Here is a 24,637-nt window from a genome sequence, read left to right on the forward strand (position 1 = left end):
AGTGTCTGTGCTTGCCACCAAGGGCATGTCATCGGGTCAGACGCTCCGCCCCGGTTTCATTGCACCTTGACCATGATGCGCAAAATGCCCCACTGCCTGCCACGAACAAAGATAGGCGCAGAATAATTCTTCATCAGGTCAAATCGTCCCCCTCCCATATTCCGACGATAGGTTTGCACCAAAAACGGCTTATTGGTTTTAACCTGATTCAGCGACGTGCGGTCGAGCTGCCGGGTTCGCGCACGCGAGTGGCTGGCATTCCATACGGGGTCTTTGCCGGGGGGATGCGCAAAATCGCGGTTGATGATCGGGTAGTAATTATTCATATCCCCCATGGTGCACGCGACAATCGGCGGTGCCGATGCGACGACCTCGTCACACAGGGAAGCAAAGCGGCGTGCGCAGAAATCGGTATGCCGGGTCAGATAGTGCGGAGGCTCGACATCTGGAACCTTCTTGTATTGGGTATCGAACAGATCCTCAAGGGCAATTTCGCCTTTCTCCACGGCAAGATCAAATGTCTGCGATATTTGCTGTGCGGCTTGCACGACCTTCCCGATAAAAGGGGTATCGACAGTGTCGATGCCAGCTTCGGCCGACAGCGTAATCAGGTCTTCGCTCATACTCAATAACGAAGCCGTGTGCCCCTTGATTACCTCGATATCCTTGAGCGATTCTTTAGTGGTCGTGGCCACCCGCTCGACCTTGCCAGCCATCAATTGGCAGTGCTCACGATTCTTTACCGCATCGTCGGTAATCGCTTCCACCTTCGCTTTGACATGCGCCAAGTCCTGGCTCACCTGATCAATGCGGGTGACGGCCACCCCAATATCGCCTGACCCCGAACGCGCGGCGGAAGCAACTTCAGACGCCGCACGGCTATTGGTGATCAACACATCGACCTGATCGCTCAAGGCGGCAAGGGTGGACTGGATCAAGGCAACGGCGCTCCCGGTCTGAACCGAGAGGTTTTTGACATTATCGGCCACCACGGCGAAGCCACGTCCGGCCTCACCCGCGCGAGCGGCTTCGATACTGGCATTAAGGGCCAGCAAGTTGGTTTGACTCGCGATGTCGTTTACTGTTTTTGAGATTGCCGCGACCTGGTTCAATGACTCCAGAATCTCCGGCAATTTGGCTTCGATATGGCCAACGCCATCCACCAAATTAAGAATAGAGTCTAATGCGACTTTAACGGTGGAGCGGGTTTCGTCCATCAGATCGGACACCTGCGCCGTTGTCTTGCGCGTCGATTCTGCCGCATCGCCGATGCGCACATTCGAATCGGACAAAGAATGAATCGCATCAACCATCGACGTCATTTCTTCAGAACGACTCACGGCACGTTCACAGACCAGGTCCACTCTACCGTCGATTTCGACTGACTCGATGCCCAAACGCCCCACCCGCTCTGAAACAGCGGTCATCGTCGGGAGCAAGGCCGAGATGACCACGCCGCCTTGCGGATTCAGATCGGGTGCATTTGTCTTTTTTCCGCCTAGAAACCAAGGAAGAAGTCCCACAGATCACCTCCGATAAAAAAGTGTCAGAGTGCAATATTCATATATTGTCACGCCACGGGGTATGAAAGAAATGATATTTGTTTATTTCATTATCGTAAATGGCATATTTGCACGCCCCATTTGGGTGCACCATCGCACCGTCCGCATCAGACCGCGGACATCGGGATCAGCGATCGTCGTTATCTGAGTGCGCGCTCCTCCATCCTCTGGGCAAGGAGGGCTGATATCGGTAGAGGAGCATGTATATTTGAATCGCACTCTTTCCCGTTTCCATGTGCGATATCAGTCGCGTCCTCGGTATCACATCCAACACACGGAAGCGCGAATCGTCATGGCCGGCTCGGCCGGAGAAAGAGTGCGTCGGGGTTCGCGATGACGATCGCATTCCGGCTTCGGCTATGGGTCTGGCATCGCGCCTGACCTGCCCGCGCGAAGGATGGCAGCACTCGACTATCGGCCCCCGTCCCGGAGCACAGGGTCAGAGCGAAAATGACAGGCGGCATAGCCGCGACGCAGGCCTCCCCATATCCGGGCCAGGCCCATGGTTTCGCCTCCCGCATGAAGCATCCCGTGATTGACAGGCCGGATGGGTATTTGTTACGGTGGTCGCCATGAACAGCCCTGCCGCCCGCTCCGCGCGAATTATTATCACCATTCTCTGAATGGTGGGTCTGCGCACGACGACAGTCAGACAAAAACCCGCCCAATGGCGGGTTTTTGTTATCCGCCCTGGGCCATGGCCTGCACCCGGGAGCGTCCCATGCCAGCAAAGAAGTCGCACGTCCCAGTTAACAAATACGCTCTGAATCTGCCGGATACCCCGTTTCCGATGCGCGGCAATCTGCCCGCGCGCGAGCCCGCCATGCTGCGGCAATGGCAGGAAAGACAGATCTATCAGCAATTGCGGGAACGGGCCCGGCTCGAGAACCGGCCGAAATTCGTACTGCATGACGGTCCCCCCTACGCGAATGGAGAGATCCACCTCGGCCATGCCGTGAACAAGACCCTCAAGGACATCGTCGTCAAATCGAAATCGCTGGCCGGCTTCGATGCCCCGTATGTACCCGGCTGGGACTGCCACGGCCTGCCGATCGAACACATGATCGAAAAAATCGCCAAGAACGACGCTCGCGCGGTGCAGGCCAATCCGGACATCCACGCGCGCATCGTCGCGTACCGGCAGGCGAACCGGCTCCCTCCCGACACGACGCGGCTGCCGGCCCCATTCGTGAGCGAACTGTGCCGTAGCTACGCCGGCAGGCAAGTCGACCTGCAGCGCGAAGGGTTCATCCGACTCGGCGTGCTCGGCGACTGGGAACACCCCTACCGCACCATGGATTTCAAGACCGAAGCCGATATCGTCCGCACGCTCGGCGCCGTTTTAGCCAACGGCTATCTGATCAAGGGTGAAAAACCGGTGCACTGGTGCATCGAGTGCGGGTCGGCGCTGGCCGAAGCCGAAGTGGAATACGAAGACGCGGTTTCGCCAGCCATCGACGTCGGCTTCCCCGTTGCCGATGGCGAAGCGCTAGCCACGGCCTTCGGCCTGGAAAAAGCAGTGAACGACGCCTTTGCCGTGATCTGGACCACCACGCCATGGACACTGCCGGCCAACCGAGCGGTCGCAGTCAATCCCGACATGGTCTACCAATTGGTCGACACCCGGTTCGGCAAACTGCTCCTGGCCCGAGACCTGGCAGAAGCGGCGCTGGCCCGGTACGGCGAACGCGATGCGCCGGTATTGGCCGAGACGGCTGGCCGCCGTCTCGAGCATCTGCGCGTGCGACACCCGTTCTACCCGCGCGAAGTGCCCATCATCTGCGCCGGGCACGTCACAACCGATGCCGGCACGGGGCTGGTGCACACCGCTCCGGCGCATGGTCAGGACGACTATGCGGCAGGAGTGCAATACGCGCTGCCGATCGACAACCCGGTCGCCGACGACGGACGCTTCAAACCCGACTGCGCACTATTCGCCGGCCTGACGGTATGGCAGGCCACTCCCAAGGTCATTGCAACGCTGGCCGAAAACAGTCGACTGCTGCACAGCGAGACCTTGCGCCACAGCTACCCCCACTGCTGGCGGCACAAAACGCCGATCATCTTCCGCGCCACCCCGCAGTGGTTCGTCCGCATGGGACACTCGACGACGGGGGCGGGCAGCCTGCGCGAACGCGCACTGGAGGCCTTGCGCGACACGGCGTTTTTCCCGGCCTGGGGCCGGGCAAGGCTGGAGTCGATGATACGCGACCGCCCGGACTGGTGCGTGTCCCGTCAGCGCGACTGGGGAGTGCCGATGCCGCTGTTCGTGCACAAGACCAGCGGCGAGCTTCATCCACGCACCGCCGCACTGCTGGAACAGATCGCGCAGCGCATCGAACGACAGGGGATCGCGGCTTGGGCCGCGCTCGATCCGGCCGAGCTGCTGGGCGATGAAGCGAGCGACTACCGCAAGCTCGGCGATACACTCGATGTGTGGTTCGATTCCGGCTCCACCCATTTCGCCGTGCTCAAACAACGTCCCGAACTGTGCTGGCCGGCCGATCTGTATCTGGAGGGCTCGGACCAGCATCGCGGCTGGTTTCAGTCCTCGCTGCTGACCGGCTGCGCCACCATGGGCCGGGCACCCTATAAGCAGTTGCTGACTCATGGTTTCACCGTCGACGAACATGGCAACAAGATGTCCAAGTCGAGAGGCAATGGCATCGAGCCGCAGGAAATTTTCGCCACCCTCGGCGCCGACATGCTGCGACTATGGGTGGCGAGCGCCGACTACACCAGCGAAATGTCGCTGTCGCAGGAGATTCTCCAGCGCACCGCAGACGTATACCGCCGCATTCGCAACACGCTGCGCTTTCTGCTCGCCAACCTGTCCGACTTTCATGCCGGGCAGGTATTGCCCGTCGAGCAGTTGCTGACTCTGGATCGTTATGCGCTCGTCGAACTCGCCTCCATGCAGCAACGCGTCGCCGCGCGCTACGAACGCTACGAATTCCACGCGGTGACACAGGAGCTGCATCGCTATTGCGTCGAGGAGCTGGGGGCATTCTATCTCGATACGATCAAGGACAGGCTCTATACCACCCAGGCCGGGTCGGCCGCCCGACGCAAGGCGCAGAGCACGCTTTGGCATATCGCCCAAGCCTTGCTGCGGCTGCTCGCACCGATTCTATCCTTCACCTCGCACGAGGCGTGGGAAGTGCTTAACGGCGACGAAGACAGCGTATTCCTGGCAACCTATCACCGGGTGCCGGTCGTCGCCGATGCCACCGATCTCGCACGGCGCTTCGCGCTGATCCGGGAAACGCGTACCTTGGTTCAGAGGGAAATCGAACACTTGCGCGCCAATGGCGAACTGGGTGCCAACCTGCAGGCGAAAGTCGCCATCGAGGCCGATGGAGAATCGTTCGACGCTCTCGCCAGCCTCGACGGCGAGCTGCATTTCGCCATGGGAACGTCGCAGGCAAGCTTGCGGGTGGGGACGCCGGTCTTGAGGGTGAGCCGTTCGACCGGCACGAAGTGCGAACGCTGCTGGCACTATTCAGCGGCAGTCGGCCGCCATGCCGAGCATCCGGGGCTTTGTCCGCGCTGTATCGAGAATGTGTATGGCCCGGGCGAGCAACGGATGCATGTCTGACCCGTCCCCGGCACAGAGCGATGGCCGCTCCCTCACACGGGATGCGGCCATCGCCAGGTACGCCCCTACACGGGGGGCCAGCCGTCGCTACGCGAGCTCGAAGCGATCGAGGCTCATCACCTTGCCCCATGCCGCGGCGAAATCACGCACGAATACCGGCTCCGAGTCGGCGCTCGCATAGACTTCGGCCACGGCGCGCAGTTGCGAGTTCGAACCGAACACGAGATCGGCGATGGTTCCCGTCCACTTGAGTTCACCGCCGGCACGGTCGCGCCCCTCCAGCACGCCCTCGGCGACAGACGATTTCTGCCACGTCGTGCTCATGTCGAGCAGATTCACGAAGAAATCGTTGCTCAGGATCTCGGGCCGCCGGGTGAACACACCGTGAGTGGAATGATCGACGTTCGCATTCAGTACGCGCAGTCCCCCGATCAGCACCGTCATCTCGGGAGCCGTCAAGGTCAGCAGCTGCGCCTTGTCCACCAGCAGCTCGGCGGCCGCCGCTTCCAACCCCTTGCGCGCATAGTTGCGGAAACCGTCCGCGACCGGCTCCAGTACCGCGAACGAGTCGACATCGGTCTGCTCCTGCGTGGCATCCGTCCGTCCCGGGGCAAAAGGAACCGTCACCGCATGCCCCCCTTTCGCCGCTGCCGCCTCGACCGCGGCGCAACCGCCGAGAACGATCAGGTCGGCCAGCGAGATTTTCTTGCCGCCGGATTGGGAGGCGTTGAATTCCTGCTGCAGCGTAGCCAGCCGACTCAGCACCCGGGCCAATTCCGCGGGCTGGTTGACCTCCCAGTCCTTTTGCGGAGCCAGCCGGATGCGCGCGCCGTTCGCGCCGCCGCGCTTGTCGCTGCCGCGGAAGCTCGCCGCCGACGCCCAGGCCGTGCTTACCAGCTGGCCGATAGACAGGCCGGAGGCCAGCAGGCTGGACTTCAGTACGGCGATATCCTGCGCATCGACCAGGGGATGGTCCACCGCGGGAACCGGATCTTGCCAGAGCAGCACCTCGGCAGGGACCTCGGGGCCGAGATAGCGCGAGCGCGGTCCCATGTCGCGGTGCGTAAGCTTGAACCACGCCCGGGCAAAGGCATCGGCGAACTGGTCGGGATTCTCGAGGAAGCGCCGGGCAATTTTCTCGTAGGCCGGATCGAAGCGCAAAGCCAGGTCGGTCGTCAGCATTGCCGGGGCATGCCGCTGCGAAGGATCGTGGGCATCCGGCACGGTACCGGCGCCCATGCCATGACGGGGCTGCCACTGATGCGCACCGGCCGGACTCTTCGTGAGCTCCCACTCATAGCCGAACAGATTCCACAGGAAGTTATGGCTCCACTTCGTAGGCGTTGTGGTCCACGTGACTTCCAGTCCGCTGCTGATCGTATCGCCCCCTTTGCCGCTGCCGAAACGGCTCTTCCAGCCCAGGCCTTGTTCTTCAATGCCAGCCGCTTCGGGTTCGGGCCCGACCAGCTTCGCATCGCCGGCGCCATGCGTCTTGCCGAAGGTGTGCCCCCCCGCGATCAGCGCCACCGTTTCTTCGTCATTCATCGCCATGCGCGCGAACGTCTCGCGGATGTCACGCGCCGCCGCGAGCGGATCGGGTTTGCCGTTCGGGCCTTCCGGATTGACATAGATCAGCCCCATCTGCACGGCGGCCAGCGGATTTTCGAGGTCCCGCTCGCCTGAGTAACGCGCGTCATCCAGCCAGATTTTTTCGGCCCCCCAGTAGATGTCGTCTTCCGGCTCCCATATGTCCTCGCGCCCGCCGGCGAAGCCGAAGGTTTTGAACCCCATCGATTCCAGCGCGACGTTGCCGGTCAGGATCATCAGGTCGGCCCAGGAGATTTTACGGCCATACTTTTGTTTGACCGGCCAGAGCAAGCGCCGTGCCTTATCCAGATTGACGTTATCCGGCCAGCTGTTCAGGGGGGCGAAACGCTGGTTGCCACTCCCGGCGCCGCCGCGGCCGTCGCTGGTGCGATATGTGCCCGCGCTGTGCCATGCCATGCGGACAAACAGAGGGCCATAGTGGCCAAAGTCTGCCGGCCACCAGTCCTGCGAGTCGGTCATCAGCGCGGCGAGATCCTGCTTCACCGCCGCCAGATCCAGGCTCTTGAACGCTTCCGCGTAGTTGAACGCCTCGCCCATGGGGTTGGACTTGGCGGAATGCTGATGCAGGATGCCCAGCTTGAGTTGCTCGGGCCACCAGTCTGCATTGCCAGGAGCGGCGGCATGCGTATGCTTGCGGACATCGCCCGAAAACGGGCACTTGGATTCATTTGACATTGTTCTACCCTTCTGCGTGTTTGGACACTGCGATGCCAACCCAGTCTGCAGGGTAGGGGACGGATCAATCAAATCAGATTTATCAATGACATTTATAGCCGCCCCCACGCGCGGAACAGCTTCCGGGGATACCGCCCGCCCTGCGGGCGCCGCGGCAGATGGGCGCCGGGAGCAACGGCGATCTTCCTAAGCGAACGCTAAGTCAGTTCCGCTACTCTGGCAGTCATGTCAGCCCTCCTTTTCAACGCCATGCCCCCATTCAGCCACCTTGCACTTCAGCCTCCCGGCCGAGACGCGGCCACGAGCACGCATCGCCGCGAGCCGCCCTGCCCGGTTTCCAGAGGGTGCACCCTCACCTTGGAGTCCGCATGGAAACACTGAATAGATCGCTCTTCCTGCTGCTCAACGCGCCCTCCAACCCGAACGGCATCGTGCTGCAGCTGGCCAGGCTATTCGCAGAGGATCTGATTTTTCTGATTCCGCTCGCCATCGTGGCGGGATGGCTCTGGGGACGGAGGCAAACACGCACGCAATTGCTGGCAGCAACGACCTCGGTGCTGCTCGGGCTGGCGATCAATGCTCTCGTCGGTCTGTTCTGGCAGCATCCGCGCCCCTTCATGGCCGGGATCGGTCATACCCTGATGCCGCATCGTGCCGATTCCTCGTTTCCGAGCGATCACACGACGGTGATGCTGGCTTTCGCCTTCACCCTGCTGTTGCATCGCCACTCGCGCCCGGTCGGCCTGAGCTTTGCCTTGGCGGCTTTTGCCACAGCCTGGGCTCGCGTCTATCTCGGCGTGCACTTCCCGCTCGATATCGTCGGATCGGTTTGCGTGGCGGGGTTCAGCGCCGCCATCGTCACACGGTATGCTGCCCGCTTCGTGTCCGCGAGCCAGAGTCTGGCGACCCGTGTCTATCGCACGCTACTCGCGCCGCTGATCCGGCGCGGCCTGATCCAGCCTTGAGCGTCAGCCACGGGTCGGAATGGCAGACGGCCCGGCCCGGACGTCCTCCTCATGACGACTGATTGCCCCTCGTCGCGGTTTTGTCTACGATGGGTTCGATCTACATAACGGACCTGCCCGATCATGCAAGATGGCTTCAAGGGCTTTTCGCCGCAAAGCCTCGCATTCCTGTCCCGAGTGCGCGAGGAAAACAGCAAGGAATGGTTCGACGCGCATCGCGCTGACTATAAAATGGCGCTGCTCGCCCCCTTTCGGGAGCTGGTAGAGGCACTGGGGCCTTCCATGCTGCTGATCGACGATATGTTCGAAATCCGGCCTGCGGTCGGTAAAACGCTGTCTCGCATTCACCGGGACACGCGATTTTCGAACGACAAATCACGCTACCGCAGCACGATGTGGTTGGCGTTCAAGCGCTACAAGAAAGACTGGACCGACGCACCGGCCTATTTTTTCGAACTCCACCCGGATGGCTGGCGCTTCGGCCTCGGCTATTACAGCGCGACCCGCGACACGATGGACCTGTTCAGGCAAGCGATACGCGACGATCCCGAACATTTTCTGGCGGTCGCCGATTGCCTGGGTTCGACTTTCGAACTGGAGGGGACACGCTACAAGCGCCCTCTGATCAAGGATCAAGAACCGCGGCTCGCTCAGTGGTACAACTGCAAATCATTCGCGGCCATCGCCAATCGGACCGATATGGGCACGGCGTTCGGCGAGGAACTCGCATCGACCCTGATGCAGGGCTTCAATCAGCTCGCCCCTCTGTATCGTTACCTGATGACAGTAGAGGCGATGAAACGGGAAGCGAAGCACGCACCGTGAACGACGGCGCGCTCGCGCTAGAACCTGGCGCGCATACGGAATCACGCCGTTTCAGTCACGCAAGGCTGCGGGCAGCGAATCGAGCGCATCGGTAAACAGCCCGTCCACCCCCCAGCCCAGCAAGGCGCGCGCACGCGCGGCCTCGTTCACGGTGTAAGCGAGAACCCGGTAGCCGGCGCTGCGCACCTTTTCGACCCGTTCCGGGGTGAGCAGTTGCTCGTCGCAGTGCAACGATACGGCGTCGATCGCGGCCAGCTTGTCTTGCCAGTCGTCCTCCCACGATTCCAGCAGCCACCCCAGCGGTAGCCGGGGGGAAATCGCATGCGCCGCCTGCAGCGCCGGGTAGGAAAAAGACGACACCAGCGGCAGCACCGGCGCGGCGCGCCACAAGCGGGCCAACTCGCTCGCCACGCACTCGCCGGTTTCGACCTCCCGCCCCGGACATGGCTTGATCTCGGCATTCACCAACAGATCGTGACTCAGACAACAGGCCGCGACGGCCTCCAGCGTCGGCAACGCCGTGCCGGCAAAAGCCGGGCCGAACCAGCTTCCGGCATCCAGCCGGGCAAGTTGCTCCCATGTCTGCCCGGCGGCTGCGCCATGACCATTGGTCGTCCGCTCCAGCGTATCGTCGTGCAACACGATACACACCCGGTCACGACTCAGTTTGACGTCGAACTCGACGGCGGCAAAGCGATGCTCGACCGCCTTGAGCATGCCTGCGAGTGTATTCTCGGGAGCCAGCGCTCCCCCGCCGCGGTGGGCGAACAAAGTTGGCCAGGGCCAGGGGGAAAGCATCATTGCCATATCTCCGGGTGAATGCCGCAGGCGCCGACTCTGCCTGCCGCGGATGAATGCCAACTATCGCAGGCCGTGCCTGCGGTGTAAATCCCGCCGCAGGCCGCTCCGGCTGCGCCGCATGAGGTCCGTCACAGCAGAAAATCCGGCCACGGAGCCCCCTCGGGGGCGGTTGCCTGTGGCCGGAAGATGGGCTACATTACCCCCGCAGCATCACTCACTCGGTCAGCGGAATCACAGCACGCCGCGGGCCCGCGCTGACGGCGACGAAAACCTCCCATCGCCGTTGCAGCGGCGGTGAAACGACGTCTCGCAACGCCACATCGCATTTTTACTACCGAACTCGAACGCCGGGGCCATTTGAGCACCAGCCGTGATCTCCCCTCGGGCGCGCGACATCGGCTTGCCGCCACCGAGTCGGGCGCAGCAATCACTTAGGAAACATGACATGAAGGGGCTACGCATTTTAGTCGTGCGCCGCGATAATATCGGCGATTTGCTCTGCACGACGCCGCTGATCGATACCCTGCGTGCACACTATCCGCACGCCCAGATCGACGCGCTGGTCAACAGTTACAATGCCCCGATTCTGGCCGGAAATCCTGCGCTGAACACGATCCATATCTACACCAAGGGCAAGCATCGCGCAGAAGGGCGCTCCCGGTTCGGCGTATTTTTCGACACCGCACGCCTGATCTGGAAAATGCGTCAACAACGCTATGATCTGATCATACTGCCGGGTCAGGCCATAAAAAACGCAAGAAAATACGCAAAATGGATAATGAGTTCACACAGCAAGGTGATCGGCTTTATCGACCCCAAGCAAGCGCGGCAAGATCCTATCAATGTCGGCGTGGACCCTGCCCCTTATCGTGCACGGCATGAGGCCGAAAAATGCCAGGCGCTGCTGACCACACTGAACATCACGGATAGCCCGGGCCCGATGCGCGTATTTCCCGATCCCGCAATCTCCGCCCAGGCGCGGCTGTGCCTGAGCCAGGCGGGAATCGCCGCCAACGGACGACTGATCGGTCTGCATATCAGTGCGCGCAGGCCCAAGCAGCGCTGGCCGGCGGAAAATTTCATCGCACTCGCGCACGCCTTGCACGCACTCGACCCGGCCAGTGGCTTCGTCCTGTTCTGGTCGCCGGGAGCGGGCGACAATCCACAGCATCCGGGAGACGATGAAAAAGCCGAGACGATCATGCAGGGATGCCGCGATCTTCCCCTGGTCCCCTTGCCCACGCACCGGCTTGAAGAACTGATCGGCGGCTTGAGCCTGGTCGACAGCCTGATCTGCAGCGATGGAGGCGCCATGCATCTGGCGGCGGCGCTCGGCAAACCCGTCGTCAGCCTGTTCGGTGACTCGGTTGCCGCACATTGGCATCCCTGGGCTGTGCCGCATGTGGTGATGCAAGCCGATAGCCGCGATGTGCGCGACATCAGCCCGGAACAACTCAGCCAGGCGCATCACGCATTGATGAGCCAGGCGGACGTGGCGGCAGCCACCTCAGTCGGCTAGAACCGACGTCACGCGAACGTCGCCCCCGTGCCTCATGCGGGGGCCGTTCGTCCTGAATGCCTTTCCCCCTGCGACATGCGCCGCGTTGCCTCTCGTCGCGCTCCCATGCCGGCACCAAAACCCATTTTCGTGGTCATAACAAAAATACAGTACCTGTTAAGGGTAATGTAGCATCATGAAATTCGGAGCCAAGGTCGGCACGACTCTCCCTGGCCTATATCAAACCGGCCCGCGTAGCGCGGCGCAGCATGGCGGTGATTCTGCAACCGTTTGCGCGTGGCTTGCGCATGGAGCACGCTAGATGCGTAATTTGATTTTTACCTGTTCCCTGTTGCTTTCTCCGATGCTGCTGACTCCGATGTCGGCACCGGCAATGGCAGATGTCAGCATCGATATCGGCATCGACATTCCGACCTACCCGCAACTCGTCAGGGTTCCGCAGTCCCCCGTCTATTACTACCCTGACGCGGATTCCAACTATTTCTTCTACGATGGCATGTACTGGGTCTACCAGAACGACCGCTGGTATGCGAGCAGCTGGTACAACGGCCCATGGCAATTCATCGGCCCTGCGGCCGTTCCTGTCTATCTGCTGCGCGTCCCGGTCCGCTATTACGTACAGGCCCCTCCCTATTTCATGCGCTGGCGCCCGGATGCACCTCCACGCTGGGGCGAGCACTGGGGGCCGGACTGGCAGCGACGCCATCCGGGTTGGGATCACTGGGACCGGCGCGCGGCGCCCCCTCCCGCGCCTTTGCCCGTGTACCAGCGCAGCTTTTCGGGCGACCGCTACCCGCACTCGCCCGAGCAGCAACGCGCGCTACAGGCGCAGCACTATCGCTACCAGCCGCACGAACCGGCAGGGCGTCCGCAAGGCCAGGTTCCGGGCGGAATGCCGGCGATGCATGGCGAGCACAAGCCCTCATACCGCCAGCCAGGGGCACAACAGCCCGGACAGCCGCCGCAGCAGCACGCCGCTCCGGGTCAGGCCAGACCCCAGTACCAGCAACAGCCAGGGCAGCCGCCGCAGCAGCACGCCGCACCGGGCCAGGCCAGACCCCAGCACCAGCAGCAGCCAGGGCAGCCGCAGCAGCAGCACGCCGCTCCGGGTCAGGCCAGACCCCAGCACCAGCAGCAGCCAGGGCAGCAGCAGGAACAGCTGAAACGCTCGCCGCAGCAGAAACATGACAAGGAACAGCATGACGGAGACAAGCGCTGGCCCGAGAATCCGTGAGCGACGGGGCCGGAGTGCTCATGGCCGCAGCGCGGCCTTGTCTCCCTGCCCTATCCCGGCTTCCAGATAGCTCACCAAGCGGCTGACCTTGGGGGGAAGATAGCGGGTGCGCGGATAGGTCGCCCAAATCCCGTCCTGCAAAGTGTAGGCAGTCAACAGGCTCGTCAGACGCCCGCTGGCCAGATGCTCGGCCACATAGTAGCCGGGCAGCTGCACCAGCCCCAGCCCCTGCAAGGCCGCCCCGAGCAGGGCGGCTCCGCTGTTGCAGCGCAATCGGCCACTCACTGTGATCTCGCGCCGCCTCCCGTCTTCGCTGAAACGCCAGGTAGCGATGGTGCCGACCAGGCACTGGTATTGTGCGAGTTCGGCCAGGGTGTGCGGCTCCCCATGGCGCTGCAGGTAGTCGGGCGAGGCGCATACATGGTGGCGGCGGCTGGCGAGCTGCTTGACCATCAGGGACGACTCGTCCATGGGACCGAGCCGGATGCCCAGGTCGTACCCCTCGGCGACCAGATCAATCTTGCGGTTGTCGAGATTCAACTCGGCGCTGACGGCGGGAAAATCCAGCAGATAGCGTTGCAGCAGGGGAGCGATAACCGTCTCCCCGTAGTAAACCGGCGCGGTCAGCCGCAGATGGCCGCTCGGCGTATCCCGCGTGAGAGACAGAGCCTGCTCCGCCTCGTGCAAGCCGTCCAGCAGAGGCCGGCAGTGCCGGTAATAGAGCTGACCGGACTCGGTCACGCTGACCTTGCGCGTAGTCCGGTACAGCAGGCGCGTTGCCAACCTCCGCTCCAGCGCCGAAACCTGCCGGCTGACTTGCGCGACCGACATCCCCAGGCGATGCGCGGCGCCAGTGAAACTTTGCGCTTCGACCACGGCAACAAATTCGACGACGCCCTCCCACTGCATGATTATTCCTCAATGGCAAAGATATATTTCCAGTTACAGCGATTATCTCGTATTTGGTAATGACTAAACTATCGTTTTCTGACCCGATTGCCCGGGACAAGGAGCGATGATGCAAATGATCAAGACACGTGCCGCGGTCGCCTGGGGCCCGAACCAGCCCTTGTCGATAGAAGACGTTGATTTGATGCCGCCGCAGCGCGGTGAAGTTCTGGTCCGCATCGTGGCCAGCGGCGTATGCCATACCGATGCCTACACCCTGTCGGGCAAGGATGCGGAAGGGGTCTTCCCCGCCATCCTCGGCCATGAAGGGGCGGGCATCGTCGAAGCGGTCGGCGAGGGCGTGAGCAGCGTCGCCGTAGGCGATCACGTGATCCCGCTCTACACGCCGGAATGCGGCGAATGCAAGTTCTGCACCTCGGGCAAGACCAATCTGTGCCAAGCCATCCGCGCCACGCAGGGCAAGGGGCTGATGCCGGACGGCACGACCCGTTTTTCCAAGGACGGGAAACCCATCTACCACTATATGGGCACGTCGACCTTCTCGGAGTACACCGTCTTGCCGGAAATCTCGCTTGCGAAGATTGACAAGGCCGCGCCACTGGAAGAAGTCTGCCTGCTCGGCTGTGGCGTCACGACCGGCATGGGGGCCGTAATCAACACCGCCAAGGTTCAGCCGGGTGACACGGTCGCCATCTTCGGCCTGGGCGGCATCGGCCTGTCGGCCGTAATCGCCGCACGCATGGCAGGGGCCGGGCGCATCATCGGCATCGACATCAATACCGAAAAATTCGCCCTGGCCAGGCAGTTGGGCGCCACCGATCTGGTCGATCCCGCCGCTTGCGCGATTCCGATTCAGGACGTGATCATCGCCATGACCGATGGCGGTGTCGATTTTTCGTTCGAGTGCATAGGCAATGTACAGGTGATGCGCTCCGCGCTCGAGTGCTGCCACAAAGGCTGGGGCGAGTCGATCGTGATCGGCGTGGCCGAAGCGGGCGCCGAAGTGTCGACCCGTCCGTTCCAGCTGGTCACCGGCAGGGTGTGGCGCGGATCGGCATTCGGCGGCGTGCGCGGGCGCTCGGAACTGCCGGCTTACGTCGAACGCTATCTGAAGGGCGAATTCCGCCTCGACGATTTCATCACCCACACCATGCCGCTCGAAGAGATCAACACGGCTTTCGACCTCATGCATGCAGGCAAGTCGATCCGTTCGGTGATTCATTTTTCCCGCTAATCCCTCGCCGGCCCGCACTGAGGGCAGGCGGCAGGAGCTTTCGATGCCCACTTCGCTGGAAATGATCGCAGGCCATCGGGCCTTCGACGGCTGGCACAAACGCTACCGTCATCGCTCAAACGCCACCGGGACCGAGATGACGTTCGCCATCTTTCTGCCGCCGCAGACGGCGCACGGCGAGAAAGTGCCGGTGCTGTATTGGCTATCGGGGCTGACCTGCAACGACGAGAATTTCTCGACCAAGGCAGGCGCGCAGCGCGTGGCGGCCGAACTCGGACTGGCGCTGGTAATGCCCGACACCAGTCCGCGCGGCGATGATGTCCCCGATGCAGATGGCTACGATCTTGGTCAGGGCGCATCCTTCTACGTCAACGCCACGCAGGCGCCGTGGCACACGCACTACCGGATGTATGACTATGTCGCTCAGGAATTGCCGCAGCTGATAGAGACGCATTTCCCGGTGAACGATCGCCGTGCGATCAGCGGCCACTCGATGGGGGGGCACGGCGCCCTGATGCTGGCTCTGCGCGAAACCGGACGCTATCGCTCGGCGTCGGCCTTCGCACCGGTCGCCAATCCGAGCAATGTTCCCTGGGGACAGCAAGCCTTTCTGCATTACCTGGGGCCCGATCGCTCGCTGTGGGCCGCCTACGATAGTTGCTGCCTGCTGGAGGATGCGAAAGCGGGACTGCCGCTCTTGATCGATCAAGGGGAGCAGGATCCCTTCTTGCCGCATCAATTGCGAGCGCAGTCATTGCTGGACATTGCCGAGCGCCGCGGCTGGCCGCTCACCTACCGCCTCCACCCCGGCTACGACCACAGTTATTATTTCGTGGCGAGTTTCATCGAAGAACACCTGCGCTTTCACGCCATGCACCTGGCCTGAGCCGTCCGCCGGCTCGCGGGGGAGCCGGCAAGCGCCGCCCCCCCGCAGGCATCACGGCCGTGCACGCAAGGCGGTCAGTTCGGCGATGCGGACGATCACGGCCACCGCCTGTTCCATTCCCTCCAAGGTCACAAACTCGTGTTTACCGTGGTAGTTGTAGCCGCCGGTGAACAGATTGGGGCAAGGCAGGCCGCGAAACGACAGCTGTGCGCCATCGGTCCCACCGCGAATCGGACACAGATCAGGCTCGATATCCAGGTCGGTCATTGCCTGGCGCGCCAGTTCGACCACATGCGGAAAGCGTGCGACTTCATCGCGCATATTGTAGTAGCTGTCGTGCAGCATCACATCGATCCGGCAATCGGCTGGCAGGCCGCGCCCGATGGCGGCGGCAACATCCCGCAGTTGCTGCTTGCGAGCGGCGAAGGCTGTCCGGTCAAAGTCCCGGATGATGTAGTGCATGTCCGCGCACTCGACCGAGCCCTGCAGCGACGTCAGATGAAAGAAGCCCTCGCGCCCCGCCGTGCGCTCCGGCGTCTCTCCGGCCGGCAGCGCCTGCTGAATGCGCGTCGCCAGCGTCAATGCATTGACCATCACGCCTTTGGCCGAACCCGGGTGCACATTATTGCCGACGATATGAATATCGGCGGAAGCCGCATTGAAGTTTTCGCACTCCAACTCGCCGACTCCCCCGCCATCGACGGTATACGCCCATTCGGCAGCGAAGGCGGCCACATCGAAAAACTGTGCGCCGCGCCCTATCTCCTCGTCCGGAGTAAAGGCGATGCGGATCGCGCCATGCGGCACCTTGCCGTGTTGCAAGTGCCGCATCGCGGTGACGATCTCGGCGATGCCGGCCTTGTCGTCGGCGCCGAGCAAGGTGCTGCCATCGGTGGTGATCAGCGTCTTCCCATGCAGCGTATCCAGCACCGGGAAGCGCTGCGGCGACAGTCGCTCGCCGCTCTGCCCCAGGACGATATCACCACCGCGATAGTCGGCGACGATCTGCGGCTTGACGTCTTTGCCGCTGCAATCGGGCGCGGTATCCAGATGCGCAATGAAGCCTATCGTCGGCACGTCCCAGCCTACGCTGGAAGGCAGGGTAGCCATTACGCAGCCGTGCTCTCCGACGACGACATCATCCAGGCCCAGCGCAAGCAACTCGGCTTGCAGCATGTGGGCGAGCACGCGCTGTCCGCTACTGCTCGGAACCTGTTCCGCCTCGGGGCGGGACTGGGTGTCGCACGATACATAGTTCAAGAAACGGTCAAGTAGGTGGTCCATCAGGAGTCTCGGCAAAATTTTCACGATTATGCGCACATCGCTGCGGACAGACCTTGTTCGAGGTCAGCGCGCGAGCCATGACATCCCTGAATGCACATCTGACCGGAGTCAAGGCAGCCTCGGGTTTTCTTAACGCATCTTGACAATCATGTAATAAATTTCATTTACTGTTTATAGAAAAATTTTCAACAATAAAGACTAATACCAATAAATAAATAAATTATTCAATCAAAAACAAAATTCGACACAAACCACCGGGGCCGTCACGTCATGACCATTACCAAACGATTACTTCTCACCCTTTCGGTCGCATTGCTCGCCCTGCTACTGGTCGGCGGCTACGGCCTCCGGCAGTTGTCGCAGGCGCAGGAACGCTTCAACTATATCGAGGTCAATACCTTTCCCAGCCTGAAAACCATGACCCGGGCCCAGGCCGGACTCACCGGTCTGCGCGTCAGTGTCTTGAAATACCTGCTGGCAACGACACAGGCCGAGCGGGACGAGGCGCACGCCGGTATTGCCGCCGCCAACCAGCGCTTCGATACCGCCTCCGCAGACTATCTGGCCAACGATATCTCGTCCGAGGAGGACCGGCAGTTGCTGCTCGCAGACAAGGCGGCGATGGATGCCTACCGGGCTTGCATCGAGCGCAGCCTGAGCGAGGCCCGGGCCGGCAGGCGCGACGAGGCGATTCATTTCCTGTTCGTCGATGGCTTGGCCGCGTCCACGGCAGTAGGCACGGCGCTCGACAAGCACTACGCCTTCAATACCGCCCTCGCCGAAGACCTCGTGCAACAGAACAATCAGCAGTACCGCCGCTCGCTGCTGCTGCTTGGCACCATCATCGCTGTCGCCTTCATCGCGTCGGGACTGCTGGCCGCCTGGCTCTACCGCCTCATCCATGGCGGACTCGAGCGCATCCAGGCCACCCTCGAACACGTGAGCCAGTCGCTGGACTTCACCGAGCGCGCCCATGTCGGCGGCAACGATGAAATCGGGCAGACGGCCCGTGCTTTCAACACGCTGCTCGAGCGGCTGCAGCAGAGCATGAAGAGCCTGCTGCGGGGCTCGGATGCGGTCGCGGCAGCCTCGGAGGGCCTGTCGCAAACCGCAACCCAGGTTTCGTCAGCCTCGAGCGCACAGAGCGAAGCCGCCGCCAGCATGGCGGCGACGATCCAGCAGATGACGGTCAGCATCAATCACATCGCAGATCAGGCAAGGCAGGCCCATTCCGGGGCGATCGAATCGACGAATCTGATAGCGGAAGGCTCCACGACCATCGCCGGGACCATCAACGATATCCGCGAGATCTCGGCGGTGGTCAAAACCTCGGCCGCCAGCATTCACGACCTGGAAACCTGTAGTGGGCAGGTCAGCGCGGTCATCGGCGTGATCCGCGAAATCGCGGATCAGACCAATCTGCTGGCCCTCAACGCCGCGATCGAAGCCGCACGGGCAGGCGAGCAGGGACGCGGCTTCGCCGTTGTCGCGGATGAAGTGCGCAAATTGGCGGAGAGAACCACCCACTCCACGCTCGAAATTTCAAAAACCATAGAGACCATGCAGGCTCAGTCGCAACACGCGATAAGCCAGATGCAGTCAGCCGAAACGCTGGTGAGCAATGGCGTTCAGCGCGCCGATGATGCCGATCGCGCCATCAGGCGCATAGGAGACAACGTGGCAGGGGCCGCGCGCAGCATCAGCGAAATCTCGGCGGCCATCCAGCAGCAGGGCGCTGCCAGCAATACCATCGCGGCCCAGGTCGAACATACGGCGCAGATGTCGGAACAGTCGAGCGCAGCGGCACAGAATACGGCCGCCAGCGCACGGCAGCTGGACGGGCTGGCACGCGAACAGAGGCAGACCCTCGCGCAATTCCGCTTGTAGACATGTCCGCCACCGCCATGGAGCGGGGCCCGGCGGCGCGCCAATTTGCCCGCCATGACATCCGGGAGTATAAATTCGATCTATCCAACACGGCACCGATGCGTGCGGCAGAAGACGACACCATGGCAGAGATGCAACTCGGCACAGCGACATACCAGGCGATCCTGTTCGATTTCAACGGGGTGCTGCTACTCGATTCGCCCTGGCATGAGGCCGCCTGGCACGAGACGCTGGAAGAACTCACCCAGCGCAGCTGGAGCCGCCAGCAGATCACCAGCCTGATACATGGCCGCACCAATCGCGATATTTTCGAGCAGGTCTGCGGGCGCCAGCTGGTTCAGGAAGAGCAGGAGCGCTTGTCCGAGCTGAAAGAGTCGCGCTACCGCGCGATTTGCGGACAAAAGGGGGCGGCTTTCGCCCTGGCGCCCGGCGTACCCGCCTTGCTCGATCGCTTGCGAGCTGAGGGGGTGTTATTCACCATCGCGACGGCATCGGGGGAGATCAATATGCGCTTCTACTATCAAGAACTCGGCCTGCAGCGCTGGTTCGACTGGGATGCCATCGCTTACGACGATGGCACGATACGCGGCAAACCGGCACCTGACATCTATCTGCGCGCGGCGCAACGTCTCGGTGTCGCGCCGCGGCAAGCCGTCGTGGTCGAAGATTCGCTGGCCGGAATGCGTGCCGCCCGCAACGCGGGCACCGGTTTCGTCGTCGCCGTCGGCGATACCCAGGCGCTGCCCGCAAGCGATCCTTTGTTCGACGTCAAACTGGACTCGCTCGCCGACTTCACCCATCTATTCTAGCTCCCCTCCCGGGGCGCCTGGCGCCCCCCGCCCTCGCTGCATGGCATCGGCGGCACCCCCGCCCCGCCTTTCGTCCGTACCGCCTCGAGCCGGCGTGTCCAGCCGCCGACACGGGGCGGTTCTCGCCGCCGGCTTCTGCTAAAATGGCTGCCGCGTCGACGCCGACGCGCTCGCAACGTCCGGATCCCTGCCATGGAAAACTCGCCCATCCGCGTGCTGTCCCTCATCCCGCCGATGACACAGCTCAACACGCCCTACCCCTCTACCGCTTATCTGACCGGCTTTCTGCGCTCGCGATCGGTGAAGGCGGAACAGGAAGACCTGGCGCTGGCGCTGGTGCTGAAGCTGTTTTCCCGGACCGGTCTACTGGCTATGCGCGAGCAGATCGAGACACAAGCGCAGCGTGCGCACACACAGAATGTCGCCGACTTCCTGCAGCACTTCGAACGCTATCTCGCCACGATCGCACCGACACTGGCTTTTCTTCAGGGGCGTGACTCGACTCTCGCCCATCGCATCTGCGGCGGCGGCTTTCTGCCCGAGGGCTCGCGCTTCGACTCGCTCGACGCCTACGTCGACGACGAGGGTGGCGACCCGCTGGCCTGGGCTTTCGGTGCACTCGGCATGCAGGACCGGGCTCGTCATCTGGCGACCCTGTACCTGAACGACATCGCCGATGTCATACGTGAAGCAATCGACTCGCGCTTCGAATTCGTCCGCTATGCCGAATCACTCGCCCAGAGCCAGGCCAGCTTCGACCCGCTGGCCGAGGCGCTCGCCGCTCCGCTCAATCTGGTCGACCGCACGCTGCATGAGTTGACTCTCGACGCGCTGAAGCGGCACGCGCCGGACATGGTTCTGCTGTCCGTGCCGTTTCCCGGCTCGGTCTATGCTGCATTTCGCATCGCGCAGTCGATCAAGGCCCAGAATCCGGCCATCAAACTGGTACTGGGAGGCGGCTATGTCAATACCGAGTTGCGCACCCTGGATGAACCGCGGGTATTCGACTATTTCGACTTCGTCACGCTGGATGCCGGCGAGCGCCCGCTGCTGGCCTTGCTCGACCATCTGCAAGGCCGTCGCCCGCTGTCTGGCCTGGTGCGAACCTTCGTGCGCGACGCCGACAGCGGACGCCCTCTCTTGATCGACGCAGGAGAACGCGACGTGGCTTTCGCCGACGTCGGGACGCCGACCTGGGACGGCCTGCCGCTGGACCGTTATCTGTCCTTGCTCGACATGCTCAACCCCATGCACCGCTTATGGTCGGATGGCCGCTGGAACAAGCTCACCATAGCGCACGGCTGCTACTGGAAAAAATGCAGTTTCTGCGATGTCACTCTGGACTATATCTCGCGTTACGAAACCGCGACCGCGAGCCAATTGGTCGACCGCATAGAGGCCATTGTCGCCGAGACCGGACAGACCGGCTTTCATTTCGTGGACGAAGCCGCCCCGCCCAAGATGCTGAAGGCGCTGGCGGAAGAACTCCTGCGGCGGCAGGTGACCATTTCGTGGTGGGGCAATATCCGCTTTGAGAAATCCTTCAGCCCCGAACTGTGCCAGTTGCTCGCCGACAGCGGCTGCATTGCGATCTCGGGCGGACTCGAAGTGGCATCCGACCGCCTGCTGAAATTGATGAAGAAGGGGGTTTCAGTCGAACAGGTGGCGCGCGTGACCAACGACTTCACCTGCGCCGGCATTCTGGTGCACGCGTACTTGATGTATGGATTTCCGACCCAGACCGTACAAGACACGGTCGATGCGCTGGAATATGTACGGCAGCTATTCGCCAGCGGCTGCATTCAGTCAGGCTATTTCCACCGCTTCGCCTGTACCGTGCATTCGCCGGTAGGCAAGAATCCCGAAGAATACGGCATCAGGCTCAAACCACTGCCACCGGGTGCCTTCGCGCGCAACGACGTCGATTTCATCGACCCGACCGGAGTCGATCACTCGGTACTGGGGCAAGCGCTCAACAAGGCACTGTATAACTTCATGCACGGCATCGGCCTCGACACCGATGTCCGCAGTTGGTTCGGCGGCAGGGTGCCCCGGCCGCGCGTGGCACGCAACGTTATCGAGCGCGCGCTCGGCGCACGCTAGGACGCAGCGCAACCGGCCGGTTTACGCCACCTCGCGCGGAAGCGCTTCGACCACAGCGGCGCCGTAGATTTCCTGCAGAAACGCGAGCAGGCGCTGTAATTTTCGCGCCTGCGCCGCGCTATCGAGGTGCTCGCACTCGAGGTGCAGACGCTTGTCTGTTCCATCAGGCAGGGACAGACAGGCAGCGTCGCGGGCAACGGCTGCCCCTTCTTCGTAGCCGATGCGCACGCTCCAGCTGCCCCAGCGTACCGCCACCCGCGGTCCCGGCGCAGCAAGCACCGGCTCGACCAGCACAGCGTCGCCCTCCTCGCCCACCAGGCAGCAGGTCAGGTCGAAAGCCAGCAATTCATTCGAAATGACAGGCGATCGATCCCCCAGCCATGCATAGAGTGAGCAACTCATACTCGCATTCCTTTTTCTGAAGTTCGTCCGTCAATGACTGCAGGGATGACCTGCTTTACGAAATATTCCGAAGTCATAAAAAATTATTCACCCCCGATCAGACGGGCAAGGTGCATTGCCTCGGCGCACGAAAATCGATGTGCCGCGCCTCAGACAAAATTATTAATAGGAGGGATTTTACAAACAGATTCTACATAGTCAACAGTCATATCAAAGTTTAACGGCCGGGTCATGTTGAAAACGGCAGTCCCCATCGGCAGCAGCCAGGCGCGCAGCCTTACCCGGTGCGGTGAAGCGCCTGCCAGGAGATTGCACCGCGCTCTCGCGGCACATCGGAATTTATTGCGCGAGATCAAACAACCCGTTGTCATTACAACAAGCAAAACTCATGTAGACAGCACAATAAAAAGAGCCGCGGTCTGAGCCGCGGCCTGCAAACACACATCAAGGGGTACTCGTGGTACGGATTCGCGGCGTCTGCCCGGCGCGGATGGCGGCCGTCCCCCGACCGTCGCCACCCACTGCATGGACAGAGCGTCCGATTCAAGCCGCTTCGGGCTCTTCCGCAGGCAGATCGCCGGTATCGGCACCGGCGTCGCACAGACTTTCCGAGCGGGCAACGACGGTCGTGGCAAGGGCATTGCCGATCACGTTGGTCGCAGTGCGGAACATATCGAGGAAGTGGTCTATCCCCAGCAGCAGCAGCACGCCCGCATCCGGCAGATGGAACATCGGCAGCACAGCCGCGACAACCACGAGCGCGGAGCGCGGCACCCCGGCGATTCCCTTGCTGGTCACGAACAGCACCAGCAGCATGGTGACCTGCTCGCCCAGACTCAGCGGAACGTTATAGACCTGGGCAATGAACAGCGCAGCAAACGACGAGTACAACATCGACCCGGCCAGATTGAACGAATAACCGAGCGGCAGGACAAAACCGGCGACTTTGTCGCTGACACCGTATTTTTCGAGTTGCTCGAGAACTTTGGGGTAGGCGGCTTCCGAACTGGCCGTGGCAAAACCGAGCAGGATGGGAACACGCATCGCGCGGATCAAGGCAAACACACCGCCGCGAAGGAAGTAGTAACCGGCCGCGATCAGCAAGGCCCACAAGGTCAGAGTGGCGATGACAAAATAGCCGAGGAACTTGCCGTACATGGCAAGCACGCCGAGACCGTCGATAGCGATGGTGCCGGCGACGGCGCCGAACACACCGAGCGGCGCCAGGACCATGACATAGCCGGTCACCTTCAGCATCACATGCGAGATATCGCCGATGACAGACACCAGTGCCGATTGCACCCCGCCCTTGTTGCGCGTGCCGAGCGCAACGCCAAAGAACAGCGAGAATACGACGATCTGCAGAATCTCGTTATTGCTCATCGCCTCGAAGAAACTCTTCGGGAACATGTGGGCGACGAAGTCCTTGAGGTTGATCGCGCTGGCGGCGATGCCGCTGCTTGCCCCCTGCGCCGGAATCGGCAAGTTGTAGCCGACCCCCGGCTGCAGCACGTTGACAAACAGCAGTCCCAGCCCGAGCGACACCAGCGAGGCGGCGACAAACCAGGCCATGGCCTTGGCCGTGATCCGCCCGACGGCCGAGGCGTCGCTACTCGCGATACCATAGACCAGGGTCGAGAATACCAGCGGGCCGATGATCATTTTGATCATGCGCAGGAATACGTCGGTACACAGACTGAAGTAGCCGGCCATGGCCTTGGCTGCCGCCGGCGCCAGATAGCTGTGACAGTAGTAGCCAACGCCCATGCCGGCGATCAAGGCGAGGATGACCCACAGTGTGATGCGATTTTTTTTCATGCTGCACTCCTGGTACGTGTTGCCGACCGCCGCAATGCGGCGGCCCGTCGCGTGTTAGTGTCGTGTCGCCATAAAGGGATGCGGTCGTGTCAGATTCTCCGGCCGCAGCACTTCATCCAGCTCCTGCACCGACATCAGCTTGCGCTCGAGGACGATCTCCGACACCCCGCGCCCGCTGACATGCGCTTCGGAGGCAATCTCGGTGGCATTGGCGTAGCCGATATAGGGGTTGAGCGCGGTGACGATGCCGATCGACTGTTCGACCGAGCGGCGCAGGGTATCGCGATTCGCGCTGATGCCGTCGACGCACAGATCGGCCAGCACCATGCAGCCCTGGCGCAGGTGGGTGACGCTCTTGAACAGGCTGTGCGCGATGATGGGTTCGAAGGCATTGAGCTGCAGCTGTCCGGCTTCGGCGGCGAAGGTCACCGTACTGTCATTGCCTATCACTTCGAAAGCGATCTGGTTGACCACTTCCGGAATCACCGGATTGACTTTGCCCGGCATGATGGACGAGC

Annotated in this window: 18 protein-coding genes; 10 read left to right on the forward strand and 8 right to left on the reverse strand. The window is 62.0% G+C overall.

All coding sequences use genetic code 11. From position 1 onward, the window contains the following. Window positions 1–56 precede the first annotated feature (56 nt). A complete protein-coding gene (locus G520_RS0112800) occupies window positions 57–1,523 on the reverse strand; it encodes a methyl-accepting chemotaxis protein (RefSeq protein ID WP_036666294.1) in 1,467 nt (488 codons plus the stop codon). Window positions 1,524–2,283: 760 nt separating this feature from the next. Between G520_RS0112800 and ileS the strand changes: the two genes are divergently transcribed. Further along, complete coding sequence (gene ileS / locus G520_RS0112805) at window positions 2,284–5,160, forward strand: isoleucine--tRNA ligase (protein ID WP_028536010.1); 2,877 nt, start codon at window positions 2,284–2,286, stop codon at window positions 5,158–5,160. Between the two features lie 87 nt (window positions 5,161–5,247). Here ileS and katG read toward each other — a convergent pair whose 3' ends face one another. Continuing rightward, window positions 5,248–7,443, reverse strand: coding sequence for a catalase/peroxidase HPI (katG, locus tag G520_RS0112810; RefSeq protein ID WP_028536011.1), 2,196 nt, complete (start codon window positions 7,441–7,443; stop codon window positions 5,248–5,250). Between the two features lie 368 nt (window positions 7,444–7,811). On the opposite strand from katG, the gene G520_RS0112815 reads away from it, so the two are divergent. Both G520_RS0112815 and G520_RS0112820 read left to right on the forward strand, forming a co-directional pair. Further along, a complete protein-coding gene (locus G520_RS0112815; RefSeq protein ID WP_028536012.1) occupies window positions 7,812–8,408 on the forward strand; it encodes an undecaprenyl-diphosphatase in 597 nt (198 codons plus the stop codon). 123 nt (window positions 8,409–8,531) lie between these two features. After that, window positions 8,532–9,233: a DUF2461 domain-containing protein gene (locus tag G520_RS0112820; RefSeq protein ID WP_028536013.1), complete on the forward strand. Its 702-nt coding sequence runs from the start codon at window positions 8,532–8,534 to the stop codon at window positions 9,231–9,233. Window positions 9,234–9,284: 51 nt separating this feature from the next. On the opposite strand, the gene ugpQ is transcribed toward G520_RS0112820, so the two are convergent. Then, entirely contained in the window at window positions 9,285–10,034 is a 750-nt protein-coding gene (ugpQ, locus tag G520_RS0112825; protein WP_211222826.1) for a glycerophosphodiester phosphodiesterase, read from the reverse strand. Window positions 10,035–10,479: 445 nt separating this feature from the next. Here ugpQ and G520_RS22740 point away from each other — a divergent pair, with 445 nt between their 5' ends. Both G520_RS22740 and G520_RS24490 read left to right on the forward strand, forming a co-directional pair. Continuing rightward, a complete protein-coding gene (locus tag G520_RS22740; RefSeq protein WP_051229379.1) occupies window positions 10,480–11,553 on the forward strand; it encodes a glycosyltransferase family 9 protein in 1,074 nt (357 codons plus the stop codon). A 301-nt stretch (window positions 11,554–11,854) separates the two neighbouring features. Then, on the forward strand, window positions 11,855–12,787 hold the full coding sequence (locus tag G520_RS24490) for a hypothetical protein (protein WP_084637624.1): 933 nt from the start codon (window positions 11,855–11,857) through the stop codon (window positions 12,785–12,787). A gap of 18 nt (window positions 12,788–12,805) precedes the next feature. On the opposite strand, the gene G520_RS0112845 is transcribed toward G520_RS24490, so the two are convergent. Then, window positions 12,806–13,696: a LysR family transcriptional regulator gene (locus G520_RS0112845; RefSeq protein ID WP_246542685.1), complete on the reverse strand. Its 891-nt coding sequence runs from the start codon at window positions 13,694–13,696 to the stop codon at window positions 12,806–12,808. Window positions 13,697–13,811: 115 nt separating this feature from the next. Here G520_RS0112845 and G520_RS0112850 point away from each other — a divergent pair, with 115 nt between their 5' ends. Together G520_RS0112850 and fghA are read left to right on the forward strand one after the other, a co-directional pair. Then, window positions 13,812–14,930: an S-(hydroxymethyl)glutathione dehydrogenase/class III alcohol dehydrogenase gene (locus G520_RS0112850; RefSeq protein WP_281424476.1), complete on the forward strand. Its 1,119-nt coding sequence runs from the start codon at window positions 13,812–13,814 to the stop codon at window positions 14,928–14,930. A 55-nt stretch (window positions 14,931–14,985) separates the two neighbouring features. Further along, a complete protein-coding gene (gene fghA / locus G520_RS0112855) occupies window positions 14,986–15,816 on the forward strand; it encodes an S-formylglutathione hydrolase (RefSeq protein WP_211222828.1) in 831 nt (276 codons plus the stop codon). Between the two features lie 51 nt (window positions 15,817–15,867). Here the strand turns inward: fghA and pepT are convergent, their stop codons facing one another. After that, the gene (gene pepT / locus G520_RS0112860) at window positions 15,868–17,100 is read right to left on the reverse strand and encodes a peptidase T (RefSeq protein ID WP_028536019.1); all 1,233 of its coding nucleotides are present in this window, start codon (window positions 17,098–17,100) and stop codon (window positions 15,868–15,870) included. A gap of 270 nt (window positions 17,101–17,370) precedes the next feature. Here pepT and G520_RS0112865 point away from each other — a divergent pair, with 270 nt between their 5' ends. The 3 genes from G520_RS0112865 to G520_RS0112875 all read left to right on the forward strand — a co-directional run bounded on the left by G520_RS0112865 (window position 17,371) and on the right by G520_RS0112875 (window position 21,899). After that, the gene (locus G520_RS0112865) at window positions 17,371–18,987 is read left to right on the forward strand and encodes a methyl-accepting chemotaxis protein (RefSeq protein ID WP_084637625.1); all 1,617 of its coding nucleotides are present in this window, start codon (window positions 17,371–17,373) and stop codon (window positions 18,985–18,987) included. Window positions 18,988–19,109: 122 nt separating this feature from the next. Then, window positions 19,110–19,796 (forward strand): HAD family hydrolase, encoded by a 687-nt coding sequence (locus G520_RS22745; RefSeq protein ID WP_169449843.1) that lies wholly within the window; start codon window positions 19,110–19,112, stop codon window positions 19,794–19,796. A 192-nt stretch (window positions 19,797–19,988) separates the two neighbouring features. Then, the gene (locus tag G520_RS0112875; RefSeq protein ID WP_028536021.1) at window positions 19,989–21,899 is read left to right on the forward strand and encodes a B12-binding domain-containing radical SAM protein; all 1,911 of its coding nucleotides are present in this window, start codon (window positions 19,989–19,991) and stop codon (window positions 21,897–21,899) included. 21 nt (window positions 21,900–21,920) lie between these two features. On the opposite strand, the gene G520_RS0112880 is transcribed toward G520_RS0112875, so the two are convergent. The 3 genes from G520_RS0112880 to G520_RS0112890 all read right to left on the reverse strand — a co-directional run. Further along, window positions 21,921–22,301, reverse strand: coding sequence for a hypothetical protein (locus G520_RS0112880; protein ID WP_028536022.1), 381 nt, complete (start codon window positions 22,299–22,301; stop codon window positions 21,921–21,923). Between the two features lie 543 nt (window positions 22,302–22,844). Then, window positions 22,845–24,119 carry a dicarboxylate/amino acid:cation symporter gene (locus tag G520_RS22750; RefSeq protein WP_051229380.1) on the reverse strand — a complete coding sequence of 425 codons (1,275 nt, stop codon included), beginning with the start codon at window positions 24,117–24,119 and terminating at the stop codon, window positions 22,845–22,847. A gap of 54 nt (window positions 24,120–24,173) precedes the next feature. Next, window positions 24,174–24,637, reverse strand: a 464-nt coding sequence (locus tag G520_RS0112890) for a lyase family protein (protein ID WP_028536023.1), incomplete at its 5' end; no start/stop codon positions are given.

The organism is Paludibacterium yongneupense DSM 18731 (genome assembly GCF_000422925.1).
In the GTDB taxonomy this organism is placed as follows: Bacteria; Pseudomonadota; Gammaproteobacteria; order Burkholderiales; family Chromobacteriaceae; genus Paludibacterium; species Paludibacterium yongneupense.

Coding starts and splice junctions, on each gene's coding strand:
- G520_RS0112820 (WP_028536013.1), top strand. CDS start 8,532: ATGCAAGATGGCTTCAAGGGCTTTTCGCCGCAAAGCCTCGCATTCCTG.
- G520_RS0112845 (WP_246542685.1), bottom strand. CDS start 13,696: ATGCAGTGGGAGGGCGTCGTCGAATTTGTTGCCGTGGTCGAAGCGCAA.
- G520_RS22740 (WP_051229379.1), top strand. CDS start 10,480: ATGAAGGGGCTACGCATTTTAGTCGTGCGCCGCGATAATATCGGCGAT.
- G520_RS0112865 (WP_084637625.1), top strand. CDS start 17,371: ATGACCATTACCAAACGATTACTTCTCACCCTTTCGGTCGCATTGCTC.
- G520_RS24490 (WP_084637624.1), top strand. CDS start 11,855: ATGCGTAATTTGATTTTTACCTGTTCCCTGTTGCTTTCTCCGATGCTG.
- G520_RS0112850 (WP_281424476.1), top strand. CDS start 13,812: ATGATCAAGACACGTGCCGCGGTCGCCTGGGGCCCGAACCAGCCCTTG.
- G520_RS0112875 (WP_028536021.1), top strand. CDS start 19,989: ATGGAAAACTCGCCCATCCGCGTGCTGTCCCTCATCCCGCCGATGACA.
- pepT (WP_028536019.1), bottom strand. CDS start 17,100: ATGGACCACCTACTTGACCGTTTCTTGAACTATGTATCGTGCGACACC.
- ileS (WP_028536010.1), top strand. CDS start 2,284: ATGCCAGCAAAGAAGTCGCACGTCCCAGTTAACAAATACGCTCTGAAT.
- ugpQ (WP_211222826.1), bottom strand. CDS start 10,034: ATGATGCTTTCCCCCTGGCCCTGGCCAACTTTGTTCGCCCACCGCGGC.
- katG (WP_028536011.1), bottom strand. CDS start 7,443: ATGTCAAATGAATCCAAGTGCCCGTTTTCGGGCGATGTCCGCAAGCAT.
- G520_RS22745 (WP_169449843.1), top strand. CDS start 19,110: ATGGCAGAGATGCAACTCGGCACAGCGACATACCAGGCGATCCTGTTC.
- G520_RS0112815 (WP_028536012.1), top strand. CDS start 7,812: ATGGAAACACTGAATAGATCGCTCTTCCTGCTGCTCAACGCGCCCTCC.
- G520_RS22750 (WP_051229380.1), bottom strand. CDS start 24,119: ATGAAAAAAAATCGCATCACACTGTGGGTCATCCTCGCCTTGATCGCC.
- G520_RS0112880 (WP_028536022.1), bottom strand. CDS start 22,301: ATGAGTTGCTCACTCTATGCATGGCTGGGGGATCGATCGCCTGTCATT.